The sequence below is a fragment of the Vibrio sp. T3Y01 genome, from assembly GCF_013114525.1.
GTDB lineage: Bacteria > Pseudomonadota > Gammaproteobacteria > Enterobacterales > Vibrionaceae > Vibrio > Vibrio chagasii_B.
The window spans coordinates 127,463-147,539 of sequence record NZ_VTXJ01000008.1 but is presented as its reverse complement, the minus strand read 5'-3'; the positions used below and the strand labels follow the sequence as shown (position 1 = coordinate 147,539).

Annotated in this window: 18 protein-coding genes; 11 read left to right on the top strand and 7 right to left on the bottom strand. The window is 44.1% G+C overall.

Annotated features, from left to right (window positions below; translation table 11 throughout):
• Positions 1–407: 407 nt before the first annotated feature.
• From F0232_RS11140 to F0232_RS11125, 4 genes are all read left to right on the top strand, one after another.
• Positions 408–1,229, top strand: coding sequence for a TauD/TfdA family dioxygenase (locus F0232_RS11140; protein WP_061031526.1), 822 nt, complete (start codon positions 408–410; stop codon positions 1,227–1,229).
• Positions 1,230–1,540: 311 nt separating this feature from the next.
• On the top strand, positions 1,541–3,319 hold the full coding sequence (locus F0232_RS11135) for an ABC-F family ATP-binding cassette domain-containing protein (RefSeq protein ID WP_105056988.1): 1,779 nt from the start codon (positions 1,541–1,543) through the stop codon (positions 3,317–3,319).
• A gap of 208 nt (positions 3,320–3,527) precedes the next feature.
• Entirely contained in the window at positions 3,528–4,391 is an 864-nt protein-coding gene (locus tag F0232_RS11130) for a GyrI-like domain-containing protein (RefSeq protein ID WP_061031524.1), read from the top strand.
• A 233-nt stretch (positions 4,392–4,624) separates the two neighbouring features.
• On the top strand, positions 4,625–6,673 hold the full coding sequence (locus F0232_RS11125) for a response regulator (RefSeq protein WP_105056989.1): 2,049 nt from the start codon (positions 4,625–4,627) through the stop codon (positions 6,671–6,673).
• 152 nt (positions 6,674–6,825) lie between these two features.
• Here F0232_RS11125 and cqsA read toward each other — a convergent pair whose 3' ends face one another.
• Both cqsA and F0232_RS11115 read right to left on the bottom strand, forming a co-directional pair.
• Positions 6,826–8,007 (bottom strand): alpha-hydroxyketone-type quorum-sensing autoinducer synthase, encoded by a 1,182-nt coding sequence (gene cqsA, locus F0232_RS11120; RefSeq protein WP_105056990.1) that lies wholly within the window; start codon positions 8,005–8,007, stop codon positions 6,826–6,828.
• Positions 8,008–8,251: 244 nt separating this feature from the next.
• Positions 8,252–9,640 carry a PLP-dependent aminotransferase family protein gene (locus F0232_RS11115; protein ID WP_105056991.1) on the bottom strand — a complete coding sequence of 463 codons (1,389 nt, stop codon included), beginning with the start codon at positions 9,638–9,640 and terminating at the stop codon, positions 8,252–8,254.
• Positions 9,641–9,744: 104 nt separating this feature from the next.
• On the opposite strand from F0232_RS11115, the gene F0232_RS11110 reads away from it, so the two are divergent.
• Both F0232_RS11110 and F0232_RS11105 read left to right on the top strand, forming a co-directional pair.
• Positions 9,745–10,659, top strand: coding sequence for an EamA family transporter (locus F0232_RS11110; RefSeq protein ID WP_105056992.1), 915 nt, complete (start codon positions 9,745–9,747; stop codon positions 10,657–10,659).
• 266 nt (positions 10,660–10,925) lie between these two features.
• Entirely contained in the window at positions 10,926–11,798 is an 873-nt protein-coding gene (locus F0232_RS11105; protein WP_105056993.1) for an aspartoacylase, read from the top strand.
• A gap of 92 nt (positions 11,799–11,890) precedes the next feature.
• Here the strand turns inward: F0232_RS11105 and F0232_RS11100 are convergent, their stop codons facing one another.
• The 4 genes from F0232_RS11100 to F0232_RS11085 form a co-directional block, all read right to left on the bottom strand.
• Positions 11,891–12,898, bottom strand: a complete 1,008-nt coding sequence (locus tag F0232_RS11100; RefSeq protein ID WP_105056994.1) for a GTP-binding protein — start codon at positions 12,896–12,898, stop codon at positions 11,891–11,893.
• The gene (locus tag F0232_RS11095; RefSeq protein ID WP_061031517.1) at positions 12,888–13,448 is read right to left on the bottom strand and encodes a carbonate dehydratase; all 561 of its coding nucleotides are present in this window, start codon (positions 13,446–13,448) and stop codon (positions 12,888–12,890) included. Before F0232_RS11095 ends, F0232_RS11100 begins: the two co-directional genes overlap by 11 nt.
• A gap of 36 nt (positions 13,449–13,484) precedes the next feature.
• A complete protein-coding gene (locus F0232_RS11090) occupies positions 13,485–14,867 on the bottom strand; it encodes a dihydroorotase (RefSeq protein WP_105056995.1) in 1,383 nt (460 codons plus the stop codon).
• Between the two features lie 68 nt (positions 14,868–14,935).
• Entirely contained in the window at positions 14,936–15,409 is a 474-nt protein-coding gene (locus tag F0232_RS11085) for a Fur family transcriptional regulator (protein ID WP_061031516.1), read from the bottom strand.
• 584 nt (positions 15,410–15,993) lie between these two features.
• Between F0232_RS11085 and ihfA the strand changes: the two genes are divergently transcribed.
• From ihfA to F0232_RS11060, 5 genes are all read left to right on the top strand, one after another.
• Positions 15,994–16,290 carry an integration host factor subunit alpha gene (gene ihfA, locus F0232_RS11080; protein WP_004734853.1) on the top strand — a complete coding sequence of 99 codons (297 nt, stop codon included), beginning with the start codon at positions 15,994–15,996 and terminating at the stop codon, positions 16,288–16,290.
• A 304-nt stretch (positions 16,291–16,594) separates the two neighbouring features.
• Entirely contained in the window at positions 16,595–16,900 is a 306-nt protein-coding gene (locus F0232_RS11075; RefSeq protein ID WP_105057835.1) for a c-type cytochrome, read from the top strand.
• Positions 16,897–18,123, top strand: coding sequence for a sulfite oxidase (locus F0232_RS11070; RefSeq protein WP_105056996.1), 1,227 nt, complete (start codon positions 16,897–16,899; stop codon positions 18,121–18,123). The genes F0232_RS11075 and F0232_RS11070 overlap by 4 nt, the downstream gene beginning before the upstream one ends.
• 8 nt (positions 18,124–18,131) lie before the next feature.
• Complete coding sequence (locus F0232_RS11065; RefSeq protein ID WP_105057836.1) at positions 18,132–18,563, top strand: cytochrome C; 432 nt, start codon at positions 18,132–18,134, stop codon at positions 18,561–18,563.
• Positions 18,563–18,994: a c-type cytochrome gene (locus F0232_RS11060; protein WP_105056997.1), complete on the top strand. Its 432-nt coding sequence runs from the start codon at positions 18,563–18,565 to the stop codon at positions 18,992–18,994. Before F0232_RS11065 ends, F0232_RS11060 begins: the two co-directional genes overlap by 1 nt.
• Positions 18,995–19,091: 97 nt before the next feature.
• Here the strand turns inward: F0232_RS11060 and F0232_RS11055 are convergent, their stop codons facing one another.
• Positions 19,092–19,871, bottom strand: a complete 780-nt coding sequence (locus tag F0232_RS11055) for a RelA/SpoT domain-containing protein (RefSeq protein WP_061031512.1) — start codon at positions 19,869–19,871, stop codon at positions 19,092–19,094.
• Between the last annotated feature and the right edge of the window lie 206 nt (positions 19,872–20,077).

Sequence of the window (20,077 nt, the reverse complement as noted above, 5' to 3'; positions counted from 1 at the left end):
TAACCAAAGCCCACCCTGTTGTGGGCTTTGTTTTTGGTTTGTAGGAGGCAACAAAAGGATATGGCCTTGCTTGCTTTGGTTGATAAGCAGGAATTGGCGGTACTTCGACGAACTTTCGGTTACGTCTCAGAAAAGCTCGAAGTTTGTATGCTAGATTTAATAGTGATACACAACTGGAGATATCGATGATCTGGCTTTCGGTGAAAGTACTACAGATTGGACTTGTCTACGGATACAGGAAGTATCAACAAACAAAAAGAGCTCCAGTGTAGGGGCTCTTTTCTTTTGTTTTTCGAATAAACGCGTTTTATGTTGCGTGGTAAGGAAAGAAAAATCGGTTCTGTCCGGTTTAATAACGAGTAGCTAAATGACTTCCCCTTAATACCTCTTAGCCGATAAGCGAAAGTATGTTGAAAATTGAACCCATTACACCTCACATTGGCGCTCGTATTCATGGATTAAGTCTTTCGGATTGCAGTGAGAGTGAACTCGATGATGTGTACAAAGCACTTGTTACTTATCAAGTCATTTTCTTGGATGAACAAAGCCTCTCTCCAGAACAACACTTAGCACTTGCAAAACGGTTTGGAGATCTCGAACCCGCTCATCCTTTCTTTCCGCGTGTAGAACAAGTTCCGCAAGTCAGTGTGATAGAAACTACTCGAGGTAATGCGCCAATGGAGAGTTATTGGCATACCGACTTAACTTGGCGGGAGCTGCCATCTAAAGCCTCTCTATTACATGCTCAACATGTACCGGATGTCGGTGGCGACACGATTTGGTGTTCAATGACCGCAGTGTTTGATTCATTAGATGAAAGCATGAAAGACAAGCTAAGGGGCTTATCGGCAACGCATTCGTTAGTCGCATTTGAGGGTATTGAATCGGACCAAATCGAGCTAGATTGGCATAAGTCGCTGCTGAAAACTGCGCAAGAAAACCCGCCTGTGGTACATCCCTTAGTGCAAGTTCATCCAGAAACGGGCAAAGAGACGTTATATATCAACGAGCAATTTACCCGTTACATCAATGAGCTTGAGCTTGAGCGTGAAGAAAGTGATTCATTACTTAGCCAGCTGTTTGAAATTGCACGACGACCAGAATATCAAGTGCGTTTTAAATGGAACAAGGGCTCAATGGCGATATGGGACAACAGGGTCACTCAGCATTATGCCGTTATTGATTATGGTGATACTCCACGAAAAATGCACCGGGTAACAGTCACCTAACGTTGTAAATCAAGCCCAAGACGAAGCGACTAAATATTTTGACTCATCGATTAATGTGATTTACTTTTAGCGCTAATGTTCAACTCAAGACAAATACAAGGAGGATTTTTATGAAAGTGTGTGAATTTAACTTCGCGCATATTTTTTGGTACGACCAAAACTCAAGTTTTAACACTATCGTGCTGCGATAACCAAAACTTGAGCGAAGCATTTCAATATAACCTTCAATAGAGTTTCTTCACTCTAGTTTACTTGGTTGTTGTCAGCGAATGACGACAGCGCTTTGTTGCGCTTGAAACTTGAGTAAACAAATGACTACATTAATATCTACATCATCCATTTCTTACGATCTAACATCATGCCGCCTATTTGATGGGCTTTCCTTTACCATTAAAAAAGGTGACCGCATTGGCCTTATAGGCAGTAATGGCTGTGGCAAAAGTACTTTATTACGTCTGTTAAACAAAGATTTACCAGACTTTGTGGGGAATGTTTCCTTTGCTTCGAATGCCGTAGTTGCTTTGATTGAGCAACACCTACCCAAGCGACTGTTGAGTCTCTCAATGCTTGATGCTGTGACCGATAACCTTCCTTTAAACATGCAGCAAACAGAACAATGGCGTGCGCAAATTACTCTTTCTAATTTAGGGTTTGATGAAAGCTATTGGAACCAGCCAATAGGCACTTTAAGTGGCGGTCAATACGCGCGAGTGTTAGTCGCGAGAGCATTGATTCTTGAGCCAGATGTCCTGTTGCTAGATGAACCAAGTAACCACTTAGATCTACCGACGTTACTTTGGTTAGAGCAGTTCCTGAAAGGTTGGAGAGGGACGTTTGTCATGGTTTCGCATGATCAACGATTACTCGACCACGTCACTGATTCTACTTGGGTGTTACGTGACAAAAGGATACTTAGCTTTAGCCAAAGGTGCACCGAAGCTCGAAAAGCATTGGAAGATAAAGATCGAACGGATGCTGAAAGGCAACAAGCAGAAAAGAAAGAGATCGATCGCATCGAAAAGAGCGCTCATCGTTTAGCGATTTGGGGGCGTGACTTTGACAATGAAGGTCTGTCACGAAAAGCAAAAAGCATGGAAAAGCGAGCCGAAGGGTTACGCTCGACCATGACTCGTTTAGACTCCGTTGAACCATGGACACTAAGTTTGTCCGGTGAATCCATGAAGGCCAATCGACTACTTGAATTGTCGGAGGTGCCAATTACCGCCGCTGACGACCAAGCGCCACTGTTTGAAGTGCTGTTCCAACAGATAAAGAGCGGTGACCGTGTTGCTGTGTTAGGCAAAAATGGGTCGGGTAAGTCATCGCTTCTGAAAGTACTGTGGGCGAATTATCAGGCGTCTCAACTTGGAGATAATGATTATTTTCACCCCAATGCCGAAGTCGGGTATTACGATCAAAGCTTGCACCAATTACGTGATGACCATTCACTACTGGATTCACTTTACTCATTTTATCCTGTGTCTCAGGAAGCTAGGAAAATGGCTTTGATTAGCGCGGGTTTTTCCTACGAAAGGCACGAGCAAAAGATCGCTGAGCTGAGTGGTGGAGAGCGTTCACGACTGCTGTTCGTTGGGCTATCGCTAGCGAAGTATCACTTCCTGTTGTTGGATGAGCCCACTAACCACCTTGATATTGAAGGTAAGGAAGAGCTTGCGAATTGCTTAACTCAATTCGACGGGGGGCTACTGTTGGTCAGCCATGATCGAGAGTTGATCGAAAAATCATGCAATAGATTCTGGTACATCAATGACGGTCAACTTATGGAAATGACTTACTTAGATGCGGTGTATGAGGCGATGTCTGTCAGCCATCAAGGTCATAACGTGGAACCTTGCTCTGCGACGATTCAGTCTAACTCTAAAGCCTGTGTCGATTCAGGTTCTGAGCTGCTTAAAACAGATGATCAGCAGTCGCAAAATGATGAAGAGGGCCTTTTAGAAAGGCTATTCGAGCTCGAAGAATTACTCAGTAAGGACCAAGCTCGTAAAGCAAAGCATCAGAAGCCTGATCTGCAAGTGAAATGGCAGCAAGAAATAGTTCGGATTAATGCGATGTTGGAACTGAACTAGCCCAGTTTGTAATGCAGTAGGCATCACAATGCTCAATATCTATTGTTGAGTAGGATTAGGCTCTTTAGTGCTGTATTGGCTAAAGAGCCTTTTGTTATCACTTAATATAGAATTAAACACAACAGTTAAGTCAGTCTCGCAATCTCAATCAGGCGAACTTAACGCCTCGTCGGTATTATCTCTTCGAATTCTTTATTGGGTAACAAAAATGAATGTAGCGAAACATCATGAACGACGAATACGAAATGTGTGTGACTTCATTGATAGACATTTGGATGAGTCATTAACTTTGGAACAGCTGAGCTCAGTGGCGGCGAGTTCAAAGTACCACTTTCACCGGATCTTTAAGTCGTTTATGGGGATTAGCACTATTCAGTATGTGTTGTTTGCTCGGTTAAAGCGCGCTTCTTTTCGTTTAGCTTTTGAGCCCGAGTACAGTGTCACCGATATTGCATTGGAGGCTCACTTTGAGAGTCTTGAAGCCTTCTCTCGAGCATTTTCGAGGCACTTTGAGCAGACACCTTCTCAATTTAGAAAACAACCCAACTGGCCATATTGGCGTTCAAAGTATGAGTTTAACTCACCAAAGAGTGGAGAAAAGATAATGGATGTGAAAGTCGTCGATTTTTACGAAACAGAGGTTGCACTGATTGAGCATAAAGGAAGCCCAAAGCTGGTTTACAATACTGCTGCTAAATTTATTGATTGGAGGAAGTCGACGGGTTTTTCTCCGGTAAAAACCAGTGACACATTTGGTGTGGCTTATTCTGACCCTTCAGATACCCCTGAAGATGACTATCGTTTCGATATTTGCGGAAGTCATAACGGGGATGTGCCAGAAAATATGTTTGGTGTTAAGAAGGGGACTATTCCGGGTGGTCGCTGTGCGGTTGCTGTTCATAAGGGCAACCATGATTTAATCGCTGACACGGTCAGCTACTTATATCGTGAGTGGTTACCTAAGAGTGGCGAATCTTTGAGAGATTTCCCGTGCTTTTTCCAGTACGTGAATCTAGTCCATGAGGTGGATGAATGTGATTTGCTCACTAACATCTACCTGCCGATACGCTAGCTTTATGTGTGACAGATAACACGTAATGAAATCAATATTAGGCCTCGTATCAACGAGGTCTTCATGTATTTGGCAACTGGGCTGAAACAGATTAAATGCAAAAGCGCGTATATATTTGATTCAAACCTCACTGCTCGGAGGTGATGTGTAATATAATCGTTCGGTTATAATAAAAACAAAAACTCAATTATAAAATGAGTAAACGTCTGGGCTTAGAGAATAAAGAATTTCGTATGAACGCTATTCGTAAAGTTTATCAATATGCTGAACCGAATCTAACCCTCGTAGGTTGGATGGGCTTTGTCGGTTTCCCTGTTTACTTTGTTGTGTGGGAGTATCTGTTCCCGCAGCCTTATGAAAATCTGACTCTCCGCCTATTATGCTCGGTGTTGTTCTTCGGTATCATTTTCCGTAAACACGTTCCCTTCGAATGGCGAAAGTATCTACCTGCGTATTATCAAGTCGCGATTACGCTCTGTCTGCCGTGTTTCTTCTTCTACATGTTGCTAATGAACAATTGGTCCAATGTTTGGGTCATGTCTTTCATGTCGGCAATATTCCTTCATATTCTTTTGGTTCACGTCACAAGAGTGATGTTTGCACAAACCTTTGCCGGAATAGGGATTGCGACGTTGTGTGCTTGGGTGGCACAAGGCTTCTATCTTGAGATAAACATGAACTGGACGCATGTGCCGATTTTCTTGTTTATCTATCTATTCGGTAACCTGTTCTATTTCCGCAATCAGGTGGAACACGAGAATAAGGTATCCCTGGCAAAATCTTTTGGTGCTGGTATTGCACACGAAATGAGAAACCCTCTTAGTGGCTTGTTAACTTCTATTGATGTTATTCAATCGATACTGCCAAACCCAAAGAGTGGGGACATCAAAGAGCCATATGCGCTAAGCGTCGAAGAGTTAAAACAGCTGCGTGACGTCGGTGATGAGGCCATGGAAATCATCCATTCAGGCAACGAAACTATTGATCTGCTTTTAACGTCAATTGATGAGAATCGTGTATCTCGTTCTACCTTCAAAAAGCACTCCGCGCAATCAGTGATTGAGGACTCAATCGACAGCTTTAACTACAAGCGCGCTGCAGACAAATCAGCCATATCTTTGGATGTGCAAAACGACTTTGACTTCTTAGGGAGTGATACCTTACTGAAGTACGTGATGTACAACCTATTCAAAAATGCGTTCCATCATCGTAGCCCTGAAGATTTTCATATCCATGTCACCATGAGCAGTGATGACGTGACCAATCAAATTGTAGTGACGGATAACGGATCTGGGATTTCGAGTGACGCTATCCGTCGCATCTTCCAAGATTTCTATACGACAGGTAAATCAGGTAATTACGGGTTAGGCCTACCATTTTGTCAGAAGGTGATGCGCTCGTTTGGTGGTGAGATCAAATGCCAATCAGAGGTGGAACAGTGGACTCAGTTCACGATGACATTCCCATCCTTGACGTCAAATTCCGTCAATGAAATTAAGAGTGAATTGAGGAAATTGAAGTCGGTACTGATGGTGAGTGATCAAACCGTGTTGACCAAAAAAATGACTGAGATGTCTCGATTTATGGGATTTGATCTTACGACTTTGGATGTGGCATCTGCACTTAAAAACAAAGAGTATCAGTTCGAATTTGATTTAGTGTTCGTCGACATGGAGAGTTTGGATTTGAGGGCAAGCAGCCTTGATAAGCTTGAGTCTTTGTTGTCGTTTACAGAAGCGCGAATTGTTTACTTACACGAACATCATCCTATTCAACGGGTGAGGAATATTTCATTTGAACCGATTTGGGTCGAAACTCAAGTATGGCTACTGAACACCAAAGCAACGATTGACCGTTTACTGTTTGACTCGAATTACGTGATGCCTTCGGTGGCCGCTAAGCCGATTGAAAATGCAAATAAGCGTACCATTATGGTCGTGGACGATAACGAGTCTCTACGTCGTTTTACGGCGATGTTGTTGGAAAAACAAGGCTTTGATGTGGTACAGAAAGAGGACGGTCAACAGGCATTAGATGCTCTAGATTCAGAGGCCATTGATTTAGTTTTGATGGATATTGAAATGCCCATTATGGACGGCGTCGAAGCTTCTCGACTCATTAGAAGCGCGAATAAGCCTTATTCTTCGGTGCCGATTATTGCGCATACGGGGGACAGCTCGCCAGTTACGCTAGAGAAAATGGAGTCATCAGGCATGTCGGACTTTATTGTGAAACCGGCAGACAAGAACCGATTATTCGACAAGATTGCCCATTGGATATAGTGGGCTTGTACGCGACTGTGTTTGAGGTTTGAAGTAGACCAAGTTAATTTGATGAAGAGCTCAGCAATAGGCTGGGCTCTTTTAGTTTTTCGACATGATAGCGTCCATTCCGTCCTGCCGTTTAGTTGGTGATTAAATTAATGTGCCCCGAGTTAAACGAACTCTAGTTCTGGATGATGATATGCCTGGTGACAAACCGTGAGCACATGATCGACATCACTTGGTGTCATATCTGCATTCACAGAGAAGCGGATGATGTTTTTGTTCTTGCCAGTTGCAGGACGGCAGAAAACCGCACCGAACACATCCCGTTCCTCTAAGAAATCACGCACACGTTCAGTATTTCTCTCACTACCACACTCTAAAGCGATTATCTGAGATTCACTGCGGATGTTAAAGCCAATCTGTTTAAGGCCTGTAGTGAGCGATTTGGCGCGCTTGAATAGGGCTTCTCGCTTTTCATCGGACTCTTTTATTACCGCTAAGGTTGTTTCTAAGCGAGCGACCTCATGTGGTAATACGGTTGAACTAAAAATCGCAGGGTACGCGACAAAGGGAAGTGTTTCCGATAGCTGCTTTGGCCCAAGGATTGCGCCAGCACGGTAAGCAAAGGTTTTGGCCAAGCTGACAGTAATAAAATCGACTTGGTTAGTCAGCCCAAGTGCTTCAACGAGGCCAGCACCTTTGGTGCCATGAGTCCCCAGAGAATGCGATTCATCAACCACGAGTGCACAATCAAACTCTTGCGCCATTTCGTAGATGTCGCGGAGTGGGGTAATTGTGCCAATGGTGCTATAGACCGAATCCACAACTATGACGCCAGAGCCGTACCGCTCAAGCTGCATGCGCAGGTGGCTCATATTATTGTGCATAAATGGATGCGCACTCGCGCCTGCGGATCGAATACCTTCCCATAAAGACATGTGGGCAAAGAAATCAATATACACAGGAGTTTGTGGTGGGCAGATGGTTTGCAGTAAGCCGATGTTCGCCGCCCAGCCAGACTGAGACAGCAAGCAGCTTTCCATACCTACGTAGCTCGCGAGCTCATTTTCAAAGGCGGGTTTTGAATCCTCGTCTTGTAAGAAAATCGCCGACATGACGATGTTGTCATCATGTTCAGCAATCGCGTGCTGGTGGGCTTGTTGAATCTGTTTGTTGTGCGATAGCGCAAGGTAATCATTGCTTTGCATCACAACTGAATTGCGCCTAGGACGTTTACCCAGAACTAAGTGTGTTTGGCTTTCGTTCTGGGTAATGAGATCTTCAATGTAATGGTTTAAGCGTTCTTCAATAAAGGAAGGTAGTGGTTTATTTTTGGTTTTATCACTCATAATTATTCTCTTCATATACAGGATAACGCCAGCGCTGACGGGTGTATATTGACGACAAAAAATGAGGTGTCATTAGCTAAGTTGCATAAATGGGCACACCCTTGCAAACTCAATATTTATGGGTTTTAAGGTGAGTGGATTTCCTTACGGTAACGAGCTTTAGCCCCGTTCAAATCAGAATAATAAATGCCTTTTTTATAATAAATAACGATGAAAAAACTAAAGTTCAAAGCTTGGGTGGAGGCTATTTGCTGACACATTGTCGGATAAGTTTAATCAAGTCATCTAGCTGTTGTTTGGCCGCTCCCTCTAGCGAATAACCAATGTTGATGCGTAAGCAGTTGCTATAGAGATCAAGAGTACTGAATAGGTGTCCAAGTCGAATATCAATCCTTTTCTCGGTAACGGCTTGAGCAAAAATTGGTTGATTCAGATTTGGAATCTGTAGCCAAAGTACCATGCCACCTTGTGGGTTACTGATCTTTACATCTGGAGGCAGGTGTTGGGTTAAATAGTTGAGGTATTGCTGGCGCAACGATAGGATTTGAGAGCATCTTCTTCGAACGTGTTTTGCGTATTGACCAGATTCAATAAAGTCAGCGACAGCGAGTTGAGTGGGTAGAGCAACGCCGTAGCTTGCAGCAGAAAACTGTGCCTTGTACTCATTGATATACCTTCCCGGTAAGCACCATCCTAAGCGGTAACTCGGTGATAAGCTCTTCGAGACAGAACCACACCATAAAACATAACCACCTTTGTCATAGTATTTGGCAGGCAGTGGAGTGTGCGAAGAATAAGAGAGTTCCAGGTAGACATCATCTTCAATGATCGGCACTCGATATTCATTCGCCAATGCTGCCAATTTCTGCTTTTGACTGGCAGACATATTGATCCCTTGAGGGTTCATATGCGAGGTACAGAAGATAGCGGCATCGACCCGCTTGCTTTTCAGATGTGTTTCTAACTGTTGTAGGTCTACACCGTCATCTAAAGAAGGGATCTCAATGATCTTTCGCGACATCTTGCCAAGTAATTCCAGTATACCGTTGAAGCATGGTGAACTGATGGCAATGGTGTCACCCTCTTTGGTGCATGATTCAAGAGCGGCCTTAATCGCCGACATACAGCCAGCGGTAATGACCATCTCGTCGGGCGTAAAGTGCACATCAAGCTTGGCAAAGTGAGTGGACAATGCTTGTCGTAATATCGGCTCGCCTTGAGTATCAGGGTAATGGTTGAGTCTGTTCCCCATGCGTTTTATAGATCGGCGGAAACTGCGCTCTAGCTCAACGACCGATTGCTCATCATTGGTGGTGCTAGAGACACCTAAAGGACCATTGATTGAGTTGTGAGTCGATGAAGTTTGCTTAACTCTGGAAACCTTACTCTCAAACTGTGCCCACTCAGGCGTTGAGTGAGCAGGCTTATGAGGAGAAACAAAATACCCAGCTTGTGGGCGAGAGTGAATCCAACCCTGTGATTCTAACTCTTGGTAACAGCTCACTACAGTCGACATGCTGACGGCTTGTTGCTTAGCCAATTGACGAAGCGAAGGCATGCGCCCACCTTCAGGTCTTTTCCCACTTTCAATCTCATTAATAAACTGATTGGCAAGTTTTCTGTAAATGCTCATGGTCACGACCGTGGTTAACTGTACTGGTTTTTATTATAAAAATTGTATCTGTACCGCTTTTGTTGTTCAAGGGATACTTTTTTAAAACAAAAGAGGGGGACAGTATGAAAAGAAATGATTTGTTGTTAGCAGTATTGGTGATGGCAATTTGGGGATTCAATTTCTCAATGATCAAAATGGGTGTGACCAACGTGCATCCATTGTTGGCAACGGCTGCGCGTTTTTCGCTAGCGGTAATACCAGTGATATTTTTTGTCGCAAGACCGAATGTCGCGTGGCGCTATTTAGTGGGTTACGGCTTCGTGTTTGGTGTAGGTATTTGGGGGATGGCTTCATGGTCAATCACTGCAGGGCTCTCATCCGGGTTGTCGTCGGTATTGCTTTCTACCAACGTATTAATCGGTATGGCTGTTGGCGTATGGGTTTTCAAAGAGAGTGCGTCGGTTCGTAAGTTAATAGGTGCGATGTTAGCCATGTGTGCACTTGCAGTCTTAGTCTCTGCGGCCAAGGGGAATGTGACCGTCAATGGCGTTATCTTGATTATGATTGCAGCGTGCAGCTGGACGCTAATGGGAGTGATTGTTAAAGCATCCAAAACTAAGCAGGCGTTTGCGTTTAATGTGTGGGGGATGCTGTTTGCACCAGTTCCGTTGGTATTGTTTGCCGTGATGTTACATGGGGATCAAATCATCTGGCAGGGGATTGAACAGTGGGATTGGAACACAACGATTGCGGTGTTGTTTCAGGCTTACCCGACCACATTGTTTGGTTACTGGGTGTGGAACAAGTTGTTAATCCAATATCCGTTAAGTACAACGGCACCGTTAACCTTACTAGTACCAATATTTGCTTTGATTAGCGGTTACTTTATGTACGACGAAGTATTGTCGCTCGCTCAAGTGGTTGCATCGGCGTTGTTTTTAGTCGGGATTGGTTTGATCGTGAAACCAGCAAAGGCAGCGATCACCAAAACACGAGGCGACAGAGAGGCGGAAGGAAAACTCGCTAAGCAATCATGAGGTCGTTTGCAGTAAAGAAGCACGATGTAAACTAATCATTGAAGCTACAGTGTTGATTAAGGAACTAAGGCCTCGCAATCGCGGGGCTTTTTCATGTGAAGGTTTCGAGGTGAAATATCGTTGCGGTTTAGCGTTCTCGTGGTTCCTTTGAATTATCTGATGCTTGCTCGTTAAGTCTTCTGGAGAAATAGGTATATTGTTGTTATGTTATACCATAACGGTAACGCAAGGGTGACTTGCACTTTCGATACTTGGAAATCAATTACATGGATAACATCAATCAAGTCTTACTGGTTGCCGGAACTCACGGTAACGAGCTTTCTGGAATCTACTTAAACAAACTGATCAAAGAGCGCATGTATGCCGCCAATCGTTCGACATTCTCTACGAATTCAGTTATCGCAAACCCTAAAGCGGTAGAGCAGAACGTAAGGTACCTAGACACGGATTTAAATCGTGAGTTTTCTCAGCTCAACAATGACGACACGCTAGGTTTAGCCGAGCATACCGTAGCTCGCCAGTTTGCAGAGCGATACGCAAGCAAAGAGCAGCAACTCATTATCGACCTACACAACACGACCAGCAATATGGGGGCGACATTAATCTTGCTTTCCAATGATGCTTTCTATCAAAAAATGGGCGCGTATGTGAAACAGCGAATGCCAGAAGCTAATATTCTGTTTGAAGATAGAAAGCCTTGGGATGAGCAGCCATACCTTTGTACCGCCGGGAAGTGCGGTGTGATGATTGAAGTGGGCGCTCAGGCACATGGTTCGCTTAAATTCGACACGCTTAAACTGATGAAGCAGATGCTGACCATGGTTCTTGATTACGTTGAGAAGCACAACCTCAACCAAGTACAAGCGTTAGAAGACTACGATGCTTTCTTCTATGTTGAAGAGGTGAATGTTCCGCTTGGCCCAGACGGTATGCGTGTTGCTACTGTGCACCCAGCGATATGTGGTCGGGATTTCGAGGTCGTTAAGCAAGGGCAGCCGATATTGGCGACGTTCTTTGGATATGATATTTATTGGGAACGTGAACAAGACATATACCCGCACTTTATCAACGAGAGTGCCTACGCTAAAGCCAACATCGCTATGGCACTTGCCGAGAAGCGATTGGTCTCAGTGAACTAGTGTGTTGAACCTATAACGGATTGGTTAAAAAGCCCTATGAATGCAGTAATTCATAGGGCTTTTAGGTTGGGGTAAGGGTTAACCAGGTCTGGCTAAATCTGACACGCCAACAATTGGTTTTCTAGATCGTTGTCGATGCTATAACCAATGACTTCTATTCTGGTTTCATTGCACTCATCTAACTCACACTCTGTTAGACCATCTTCCGTTAGGTTGTAACCAAAGATGCCGCTTTGAGTGATGAACACCGCTTTCATTCGTTCGGCTTTGAGTCCAACTAATACCTTAAGCAATTGCTGACGGTCGAACAGTTTGTCAGCCGCGAATCGCCAACCAATACTTTCAAACCCTTCACCTTGGTTACTTGCCTTTATCATACCGCTCTCTGGCATCGGCAATTCTGAAGCGAGTGGCTTGTCTTGTTTATGATGATGGTGGTGATGGTGTCCATGAGTTTGGTGATGGTAAAAGTTGGTGTCTCCATCAAACTCACCGAAAGGGATCTTACCGTGATGAGCAAATATGAGTTTGGTGTCTGGGTGGCAAACCTGTGCGACGTATTCAGCCAGTTTCTCTTCATCGCCACTTTTGTAGAGATCGACTTTATTACCCACGATGGTATCGGCAATGGTGATTTGCTGATTGAAGGTATCGTGTTCAGAGTAGCGTGCGTCAGATAGCTTACGTGCGTCGACCAAAGTCACGTTCTTCTGTAGTGACAACACCTTACGGTAGTGTTCTGAAGATAGAACCTCTAGCACTTCTTTAGGGTGACCAAGACCTGTAGGTTCTATCAACAAGCGATCAGGTTTTGCCTCAGACAGCAGTTGATTCAGTGCGATTTGCATCGGCAAACCAGCCGCGCAACACATACAGCCACCAGGCACTTCACGGATAAACACATGTTGTTTGTTGTCGTTTCCTTGGATCAAACTGCCATCAACGCCAATTTCTCCAAATTCGTTCACCAAAATAGCCCAGTTTTCATCTGCGGGTTTGTTCTTCATTAGGTTGAGAATCGCGGTAGTTTTACCAACGCCGAGAAAGCCAGTAATGATATTGGTTGGAATACCCAAGAGAGGCTTTTTATCAGAGCTCATTGGCAATTCTCCTATAACCTTGAACAAGGGTATGGTTTGCCGAAACAACGGACTCTGAAAACGCAGAATACTCAGGTGGTACCTTTGAGATATTGTTTAAATCAAACCCTGAACCGATGTTGGTCATTGGTGGTACATGGAAGTTCTCAGGTAAGTCGTGTCCGTCTACTACACAGTTATGGCGAATTACACAACCTTTGCCAATCACCGCATTAAAGACGACAGAGTTGAAGCCGATAAAGACATCGTCACTGACTTCACAAGGCCCATGGATAATGGAGCGGTGAGCGATAGACGAGCGTTCTCCTATGGTTACCGCAGCACCGGCCTTCGAATGAATAACCACACCATCTTGAATATTCGTGTCTCGCTTAATCACGATGGCTTCCATATCGCCGTGTTCATTAACCTCATCGGCACGTATCACGGCATAAGGACCAATGAACACGTTATCTTCAATGATCACCTTGCCACAAATAATGGCTGTTGGATCAATGAAGGCGGTTTCCGATACGTTTGGCATATGGCCGTTAGGGTTTCTTCTTAACATATTGATTTCTTTTGATTGATGGTAATAACTGCTGAACTAGCGCTCGAATGACAGCCTCATTGCTGGAGTGACCATGTCACCCGGTATGTCTTTTGATACAATAGCGGTAGGCGTATTTTGGTTATCAGGGGATTCTGGATTGCTATACACCTTGGCACCATTGACCCAGGTGTGCTTGATCTGAGCAGAGAATTCGTGCCCTGCGAAAGGTGACCACCCACATTGATATAAGCTGTTGTCATTACTAACTAAGGTTGTTGCTAGTGGATCGACTAACACTAAATCGGCGAAGTAGCCCTCACGGATATAGCCGCGTTCCTGTATCCCATAACGAATGGATGGGTTATGTGCTGTTTTCTCTACGACTTGTTCTATGGTCATGGTTCCGGCATGTACGTGGTCAAACAGAGTTAAGAGGGCGTGTTGTACTAGAGGCAAACCGGCAGGCGCTTGCTCATAAGGAACTTGTTTTTCTTCCCATGTGTGTGGCGCGTGATCTGTTGCGATGATGTCGATTTCGCCCGTGTTCAAAGCTTCTAATAGAGCGTCTCGATCACCTGGGGATTTGATAGCAGGGTTGCATTTGATTTGGTTCCCTAATCTTGGGTAATCTTCATTACTGAACCAAAGGTGATGAACACACGCTTCAGCGGTTATGCGCTTACCTTCGATTGGCCCTTTATCAAATAGTGCTAACTCTTTCTCTGTAGTGATATGCAATACATGAAGCTGGCTATTGTGCTTTTTAGCGAGCTCAACGGCATAAGAAGAAGAGGCATAGCAGGCTTTGTCATCTCTTAGGATAGGATGGTCTTCAATCGTTAAGTCTGCTTTATCTTTACTTAATTGCTCTTGGTTTTTAGCGATCACAGGCCCGCTTTCACAGTGGGTGACAATCAGGACGGGAGAGTCACGGAATATGGCATCGAGTGCTTGAGGATCTTCAACCAACAGGTTACCCGTTGAAGCACCCATAAATACCTTTACACCACAGTGTTTGGTCGGGTCGAGTTTCTTAATTTGGTCTAGATTGTCCTCTGTTGCACCGAGGTAAAAGGAGTAGTTAGCCAGTGAGCTCTGTGCTGCAATATCAAACTTTTTCTCTAAGGCTTCAATGCTTGTTGTCGCCGGGTTTACGTTTGGCATTTCCATGTAGCTAGTAATACCGCCGGCGACAGCGGCACGTGATTCTGTCGCGATTGAGCCTTTGTGGGTTAACCCGGGCTCGCGAAAATGGACTTGATCGTCAATCATCCCCGGGATGAGATAGCAGCCTTGAGCGTCAATCACCTCGCATTCTGAACTTGGCCTTATATTACTCGCAACTTGTTCAATTCGTTGGTCGACAACTAATACATCTATCTCGGTAACGGTGCCTTCATTGACCACGTAGGCATTCTTAATGAGCGTTGCAGGCATAGCGTTTCAATCTCTCCTTGTTGATTAGGCTAATACGGTTGGAATCTAGTTATTCGATGTAGGTATTCTTAGCAGAGCGTATTTACTTCGGGCTTAGCACACTCATCACAAACACAGCTGATCTCTATCTGAGGGCTTGTGACGGTGAATCCTTGTTGTTTCGCGTGAGATTTAAGATCGCGAATAATAGAAGGGTTGATGGTTTGTTCACTTATCTTGTCGCACTTAGAACAAATCAAAAACTGTGGGATGCCATGTTCGTGCTCACAAAGGATGTGATCACAAAGTATGTATTTATTTGATACCTTGATCTTGTGTGCTAGGTGATGTTGTTCTAAAAAATCCAAGACTCGGTAGACCGACATCGCTTGAACATGTTGATCAAAATGCTCTTTGCAATAGTCAACTAACTCGTAGGCAGACAGCGCTTTATCGGCATGGGCTAACGCGCGCAGTATCAGCAGCCTTTTGGCGGTAAACTGTTTTCCATTGTCTCTACATCCTTGCTTGACGTGCTTAATGATCGCTTCAATATCTTTCATTTTAAGTACTAAAATCCATTCTGTTTGATATGTTATAACATATCAATCGCAAGCTGTGAAATGTACTTTGTTAAGTGGCACCATTGAATTATAGGGTTGAACGCCCTCGGACTAGGGGGGAATTGCAATAAGAGTCAGCACGCAATCAGAGATTACATTGACCAACTCGAATTAAATGCTGAAATGATACAAATCTCATATTTAATACTGCTTATTAAGTAATCTTTGTTGACCTTGATATCAAATCAAGTGGCTGATTTTATTGGGTATAGGAGAAAAGTCTCAGAAATTAATATTTAGATAACTAAAGTTTTAAATTCTAATTTATCAATAGTAGTTGGAATATAGTTCTATTTGGAAACTGTTAAGCAGATGTTTTTTAGCCATATATATGAAATTAAGAGCGTGTTATGTTTCTGATTTGAAAGAATAATCTTACAGTTCAAATAAAAAAGTTGGCGAAAATCAGAAGCTTGGCATACACTTTCCTTGTAAATGACCTTATCTCATTGATTGAATAGGGTAAATGCTTTGGCGCTACTGGCGATAGTAGCAATGATTAACATAGCTTTGAGGAAAGTTTTATGGCACTCACGAAGGCCGATTTGGCTGAGAACCTGTTTGAGACACTCGGATACAGCAAGCGGGATGCCAAGGAAACGGTTGAAGTGTTTTTCGAAGAAGTTCGTAAAGCGCTTGAAAATGGCGAACAGGTAAAACTGTCTGGTTTTGGTAATTTTGATCTTCGCGAGAAAAACGAGCGACCTGGTCGTAACCCGAAAACTGGTGAAGACATTCCAATTTCTGCTCGACGTGTTGTTACTTTTAGACCGGGACAAAAACTAAAGGCCCGTGTCGAAAATATTAAAATCGAGAAGTAGCCAAGCAATTGACCACGCCTAGCGTGGTCTTTTTGTTTTTGTCACCGTATTTATTCTTGCCTTCCGTTTTCATTCTTTTATCTTCTCGTATCTCGTATCTCGTATCTCGTATCTCGTATCTCGTATCTCGTATCTCGTATCTCGTATCTCGTATCTCGTATCTCGTACAATTTCTAATCAGCGTTCAGTTCTCCTTAACGGTAGTTAATTCTAATTGAATTTAAATACACCGCTCTATTTGCTGTAATGCGTCCACTTTATGACCGATCAAACTGATTTTTTGATCCAGATCTTAGGAGGGTGTGTGCGAAAAGCCGCTTTAGCTTGGGTATTGCTTTTATTTCCCGCGATAGGCCAAGCAGCCGATTACCAACAAATTGCCAATATGTGCGTCGCTTGCCATGGCAGTACTCAAGACACTTCTTTTCCTTCTATTCCGAACCTGAAATGGCAGAACAAGCCTTACGTGGTTGAACAGCTCACGGCTTTTAAGAGTGGAGAACGTTCCGATAAAACCATGTCTAAAGTCGCCCAGCTTTTGTCTGAGCAAGATATTGAGCAGCTTGCCACTTACTTTTACACACTGAATCACAAAGGATCGCAACAATGAGTTTAGATAGAAGACAGTTCCTGAAAGCTGCGTTAACTGCAACCGCGGCGTCTGCGTTGCCGGTCTCTTGGGTGTTTGCTGCTAATCGCCCGGAAGGTTTAGAGGCCCTGGATATCAATGCGTTAACGTGGGCAAAAGCAGAAGATTTGCCGGATTACTATACCGTTTTAAATACTAACCCTTTGAATGCTTATCCGCCAGAAAGCATGCTCGCACCCGCTGTTACGCCCGCTGATGTTCCATTTGTTCGATGGAATGGTTTAATGCCGGATTTCAATAAAATGGATCCGGATACTTGGACGTTTGAAGTGAAAGGGGAGTCTGTAAAACAGAGTAAAACTTACACAATAGCGGAACTCAAATCTAAGTTTAAACACCATACTCAAAGCCTAGTATTGGAGTGTGGCGGCAACAGCCGTAATAACTTCTACCCAAGCACTAAAGGCAATCAGTGGAACAATGCAGGCGTGTACTGCGCGCAGTGGACAGGTGTGTTGCTCAGTGATGTGCTAAAAGACTGTGGTATCAAAGATGACGCGGTTTATGTGGGCAACCATGGCTTTGATAAGCACCTAAGTGGTAAAGGTGAAGCGATCTCTCGCGGCGTACCGATTGAAGCCGCAATGACTGACAATGCCATGATTGCATGGGAAATGAATGGCGAACCTATTCCATATCTTCACGGTTTTCCGTTGAGAACGGTATTTGGAGGTCGCCCAGCTTCTGTCTCTCAAAAGTGCACTACGGGCATTAGTATCCGAAATAAAGTTCATGATGGCCATAAAATGGCAGCACCCGCCTATCAAGTGCCTAAGCACCCAATCGCGCCTGGTGAAAAAGTAGAAAACAAGGATTTTAGAATCATTGAAGAGATGATTGTGAAGTCGCTAATTACCTCGCCAAAGAGTGGCACTGAGTTTGCGTTTGGTAAAAAGGTCAAAGTGAGCGGGCACGCGTGGGCTGGGCTGAGAACAGTCGAGAAGCTCCAAGTCAGTTACGATTACGGAGCAACTTGGCATGATGCAAACCTCAAGAAACCCGTTAACAAAGGCGCATGGCAGCAATGGGAACTTGATCTTGAACTTCCGATGACGGGTTATTACGAAATATGGGCGAAGGCCACAGATAGTGAAGGTGATAGCCAGCCTGTTGTTCAACCACAATGGAACCCCAAAGGGTATCTGTTTAATGGTTGCCATAGAGTTGCGGTAAGAGTTTCGTGAGGAAAGCCATGTGTGATAATTCTAGTCAGCACAGCAAGTGCTCTTATCGTAAAGGAATTATGAGAGCGGCGTTGGTCTGTAGCTTGTTAACCTCAATGCTTGTTCATGCCGATGAAGTACCGGATAACCCAAAGGCTTTCTATGGAGTAGATAAGAGTTCAGGTTTAATCATGGCTCCGGGATGGGAGTTAGTGAAAGGCCAATGTAATGCGTGCCACACGAGCCTTATTGTGGCGCAGAACAGTGGTACCCGAGATCAATGGCGTGAAACGATTCAATGGATGGTAGACACTCAGGGGCTATGGGACTTGTCTGATACATGGGACCCAGTACTGGACTATCTGAGTACCTATTATCGAGACAAAGGGATCGACATGAACAAGTATCGACGAAAACCTATTGATAGCGCTCTGATGCCACCTATGCCGGGAGAGCAATAATGAATCTAACTAAGTTCACGCTGCTCTTTGTAGCGTCGACTGTTGCTATGATGTCACTCTCCGCATGCACTGACGAAAACACTGAAACGGTGGGAAAGGTTTCGCCAAAACTGACAATACAAAGTGATAAAACAGAACCGTACATACCAAGCTTGATGGCAGGTGAAAAGCTCGTTAACAACTTATGTAGCCAGTGCCACGGCGATAAAATCATCCCTTTCGTACAGTCTTATCCGAATATTAAGGGGCAGAAATCCAGCTACATCCTTAAACAATTGCGTGACTTTAAAAGTGATTCACGTCAGGACTTATACATGCAGTCAGTCGTGAAGTCTCTATCTGATAAGGATTTACAGGATGTCGCTGCTTTTTATAGCACCTTAAAGCCATTGGACTTGTATGAACGCTCCCAGGAGTATTACCACCAATAGCGTTCGCTTGTGATTCACAAGAGAAATACTGGAATTAAAAAGGGCTGCGAGTGCAGCCCTTGTTCGTTTTTGTTTTGTAGTTGCGGTATGGTTGGTGTTATGCCGCTTTAATATGAGTCGTAATGTATGGTTGCCATGCTTGTTGGTATAGCTCTAAAGATTGGCGTCTTAAGCTATTGATTTGTGCAGCTTCAATGTCGTTGATTGGGCGCTTTTCGGCAATGGCATGGCGCTCAATACCTTGGATGATCTCGTATAGCTCATGTTCAGGGCCACTTTTCACATCCGCTATCGCTTTTAGGTGAAGTTGAACCTCAGCAATCATGTTGGTTTTTGGTAAGCGAACCAACAGGTTAAGGTCACGGTAGCCAGAATCTGCTGGTGACTTAAACTTGTTTTTCACTTTTACTACGTCCGCTTCACGGCTCAGTGCTTCGTACACTTCAACTAGGCTTTCTACATCATTAGCGATGATTGTTGCTCGAGCTAGATCGGTAATTCTTGTGTTATCACCATCCAGTTCCAATTCAATTTTCTCTTGAGCGCGAGCTTGAGATTTAACACCAGCGAATAGGGCGTCTGAATTAGTGAGAAGAGCCGTACTTTTACAGATTGTCTCTAGCTCTGCTTGCGCTTGGTGAGCTTTACTGTAAAGGATGTCGAAGTCGGTATAAGGCTGAGTTGGACGCGAGTCGAATGCCTTGATGCCATATAGGCCGCTTAGGCTGTGGCGGAATACGTTTGATGAAACTTGGTTTTGCGAAGACGCTGTGCGCGATTGATCAGTTGAACTCGTTGAAACAGGTGTTGCTGCGAATGCAGGCGCTCGGCTCAATACTAGAAGCATTAGGGCCGTCGTACGGAGAAATACACTCATTCAAACTCCAAAATACAAGGTTACAAAAACGGGTAGTTAAAAGGGGTAACCAGTAACGCATAAGAGTAAAAAAGCTTAACTAAACTCACTACATATTAAATGGGGCTAGCTAAGACAGAAACCAACTCTAACGTTTAATATTGCTTTAAAATGTGAACATATAGACAAATAATCCAAGCGTTTGTTCCGCAATTTTAAGAACTTTG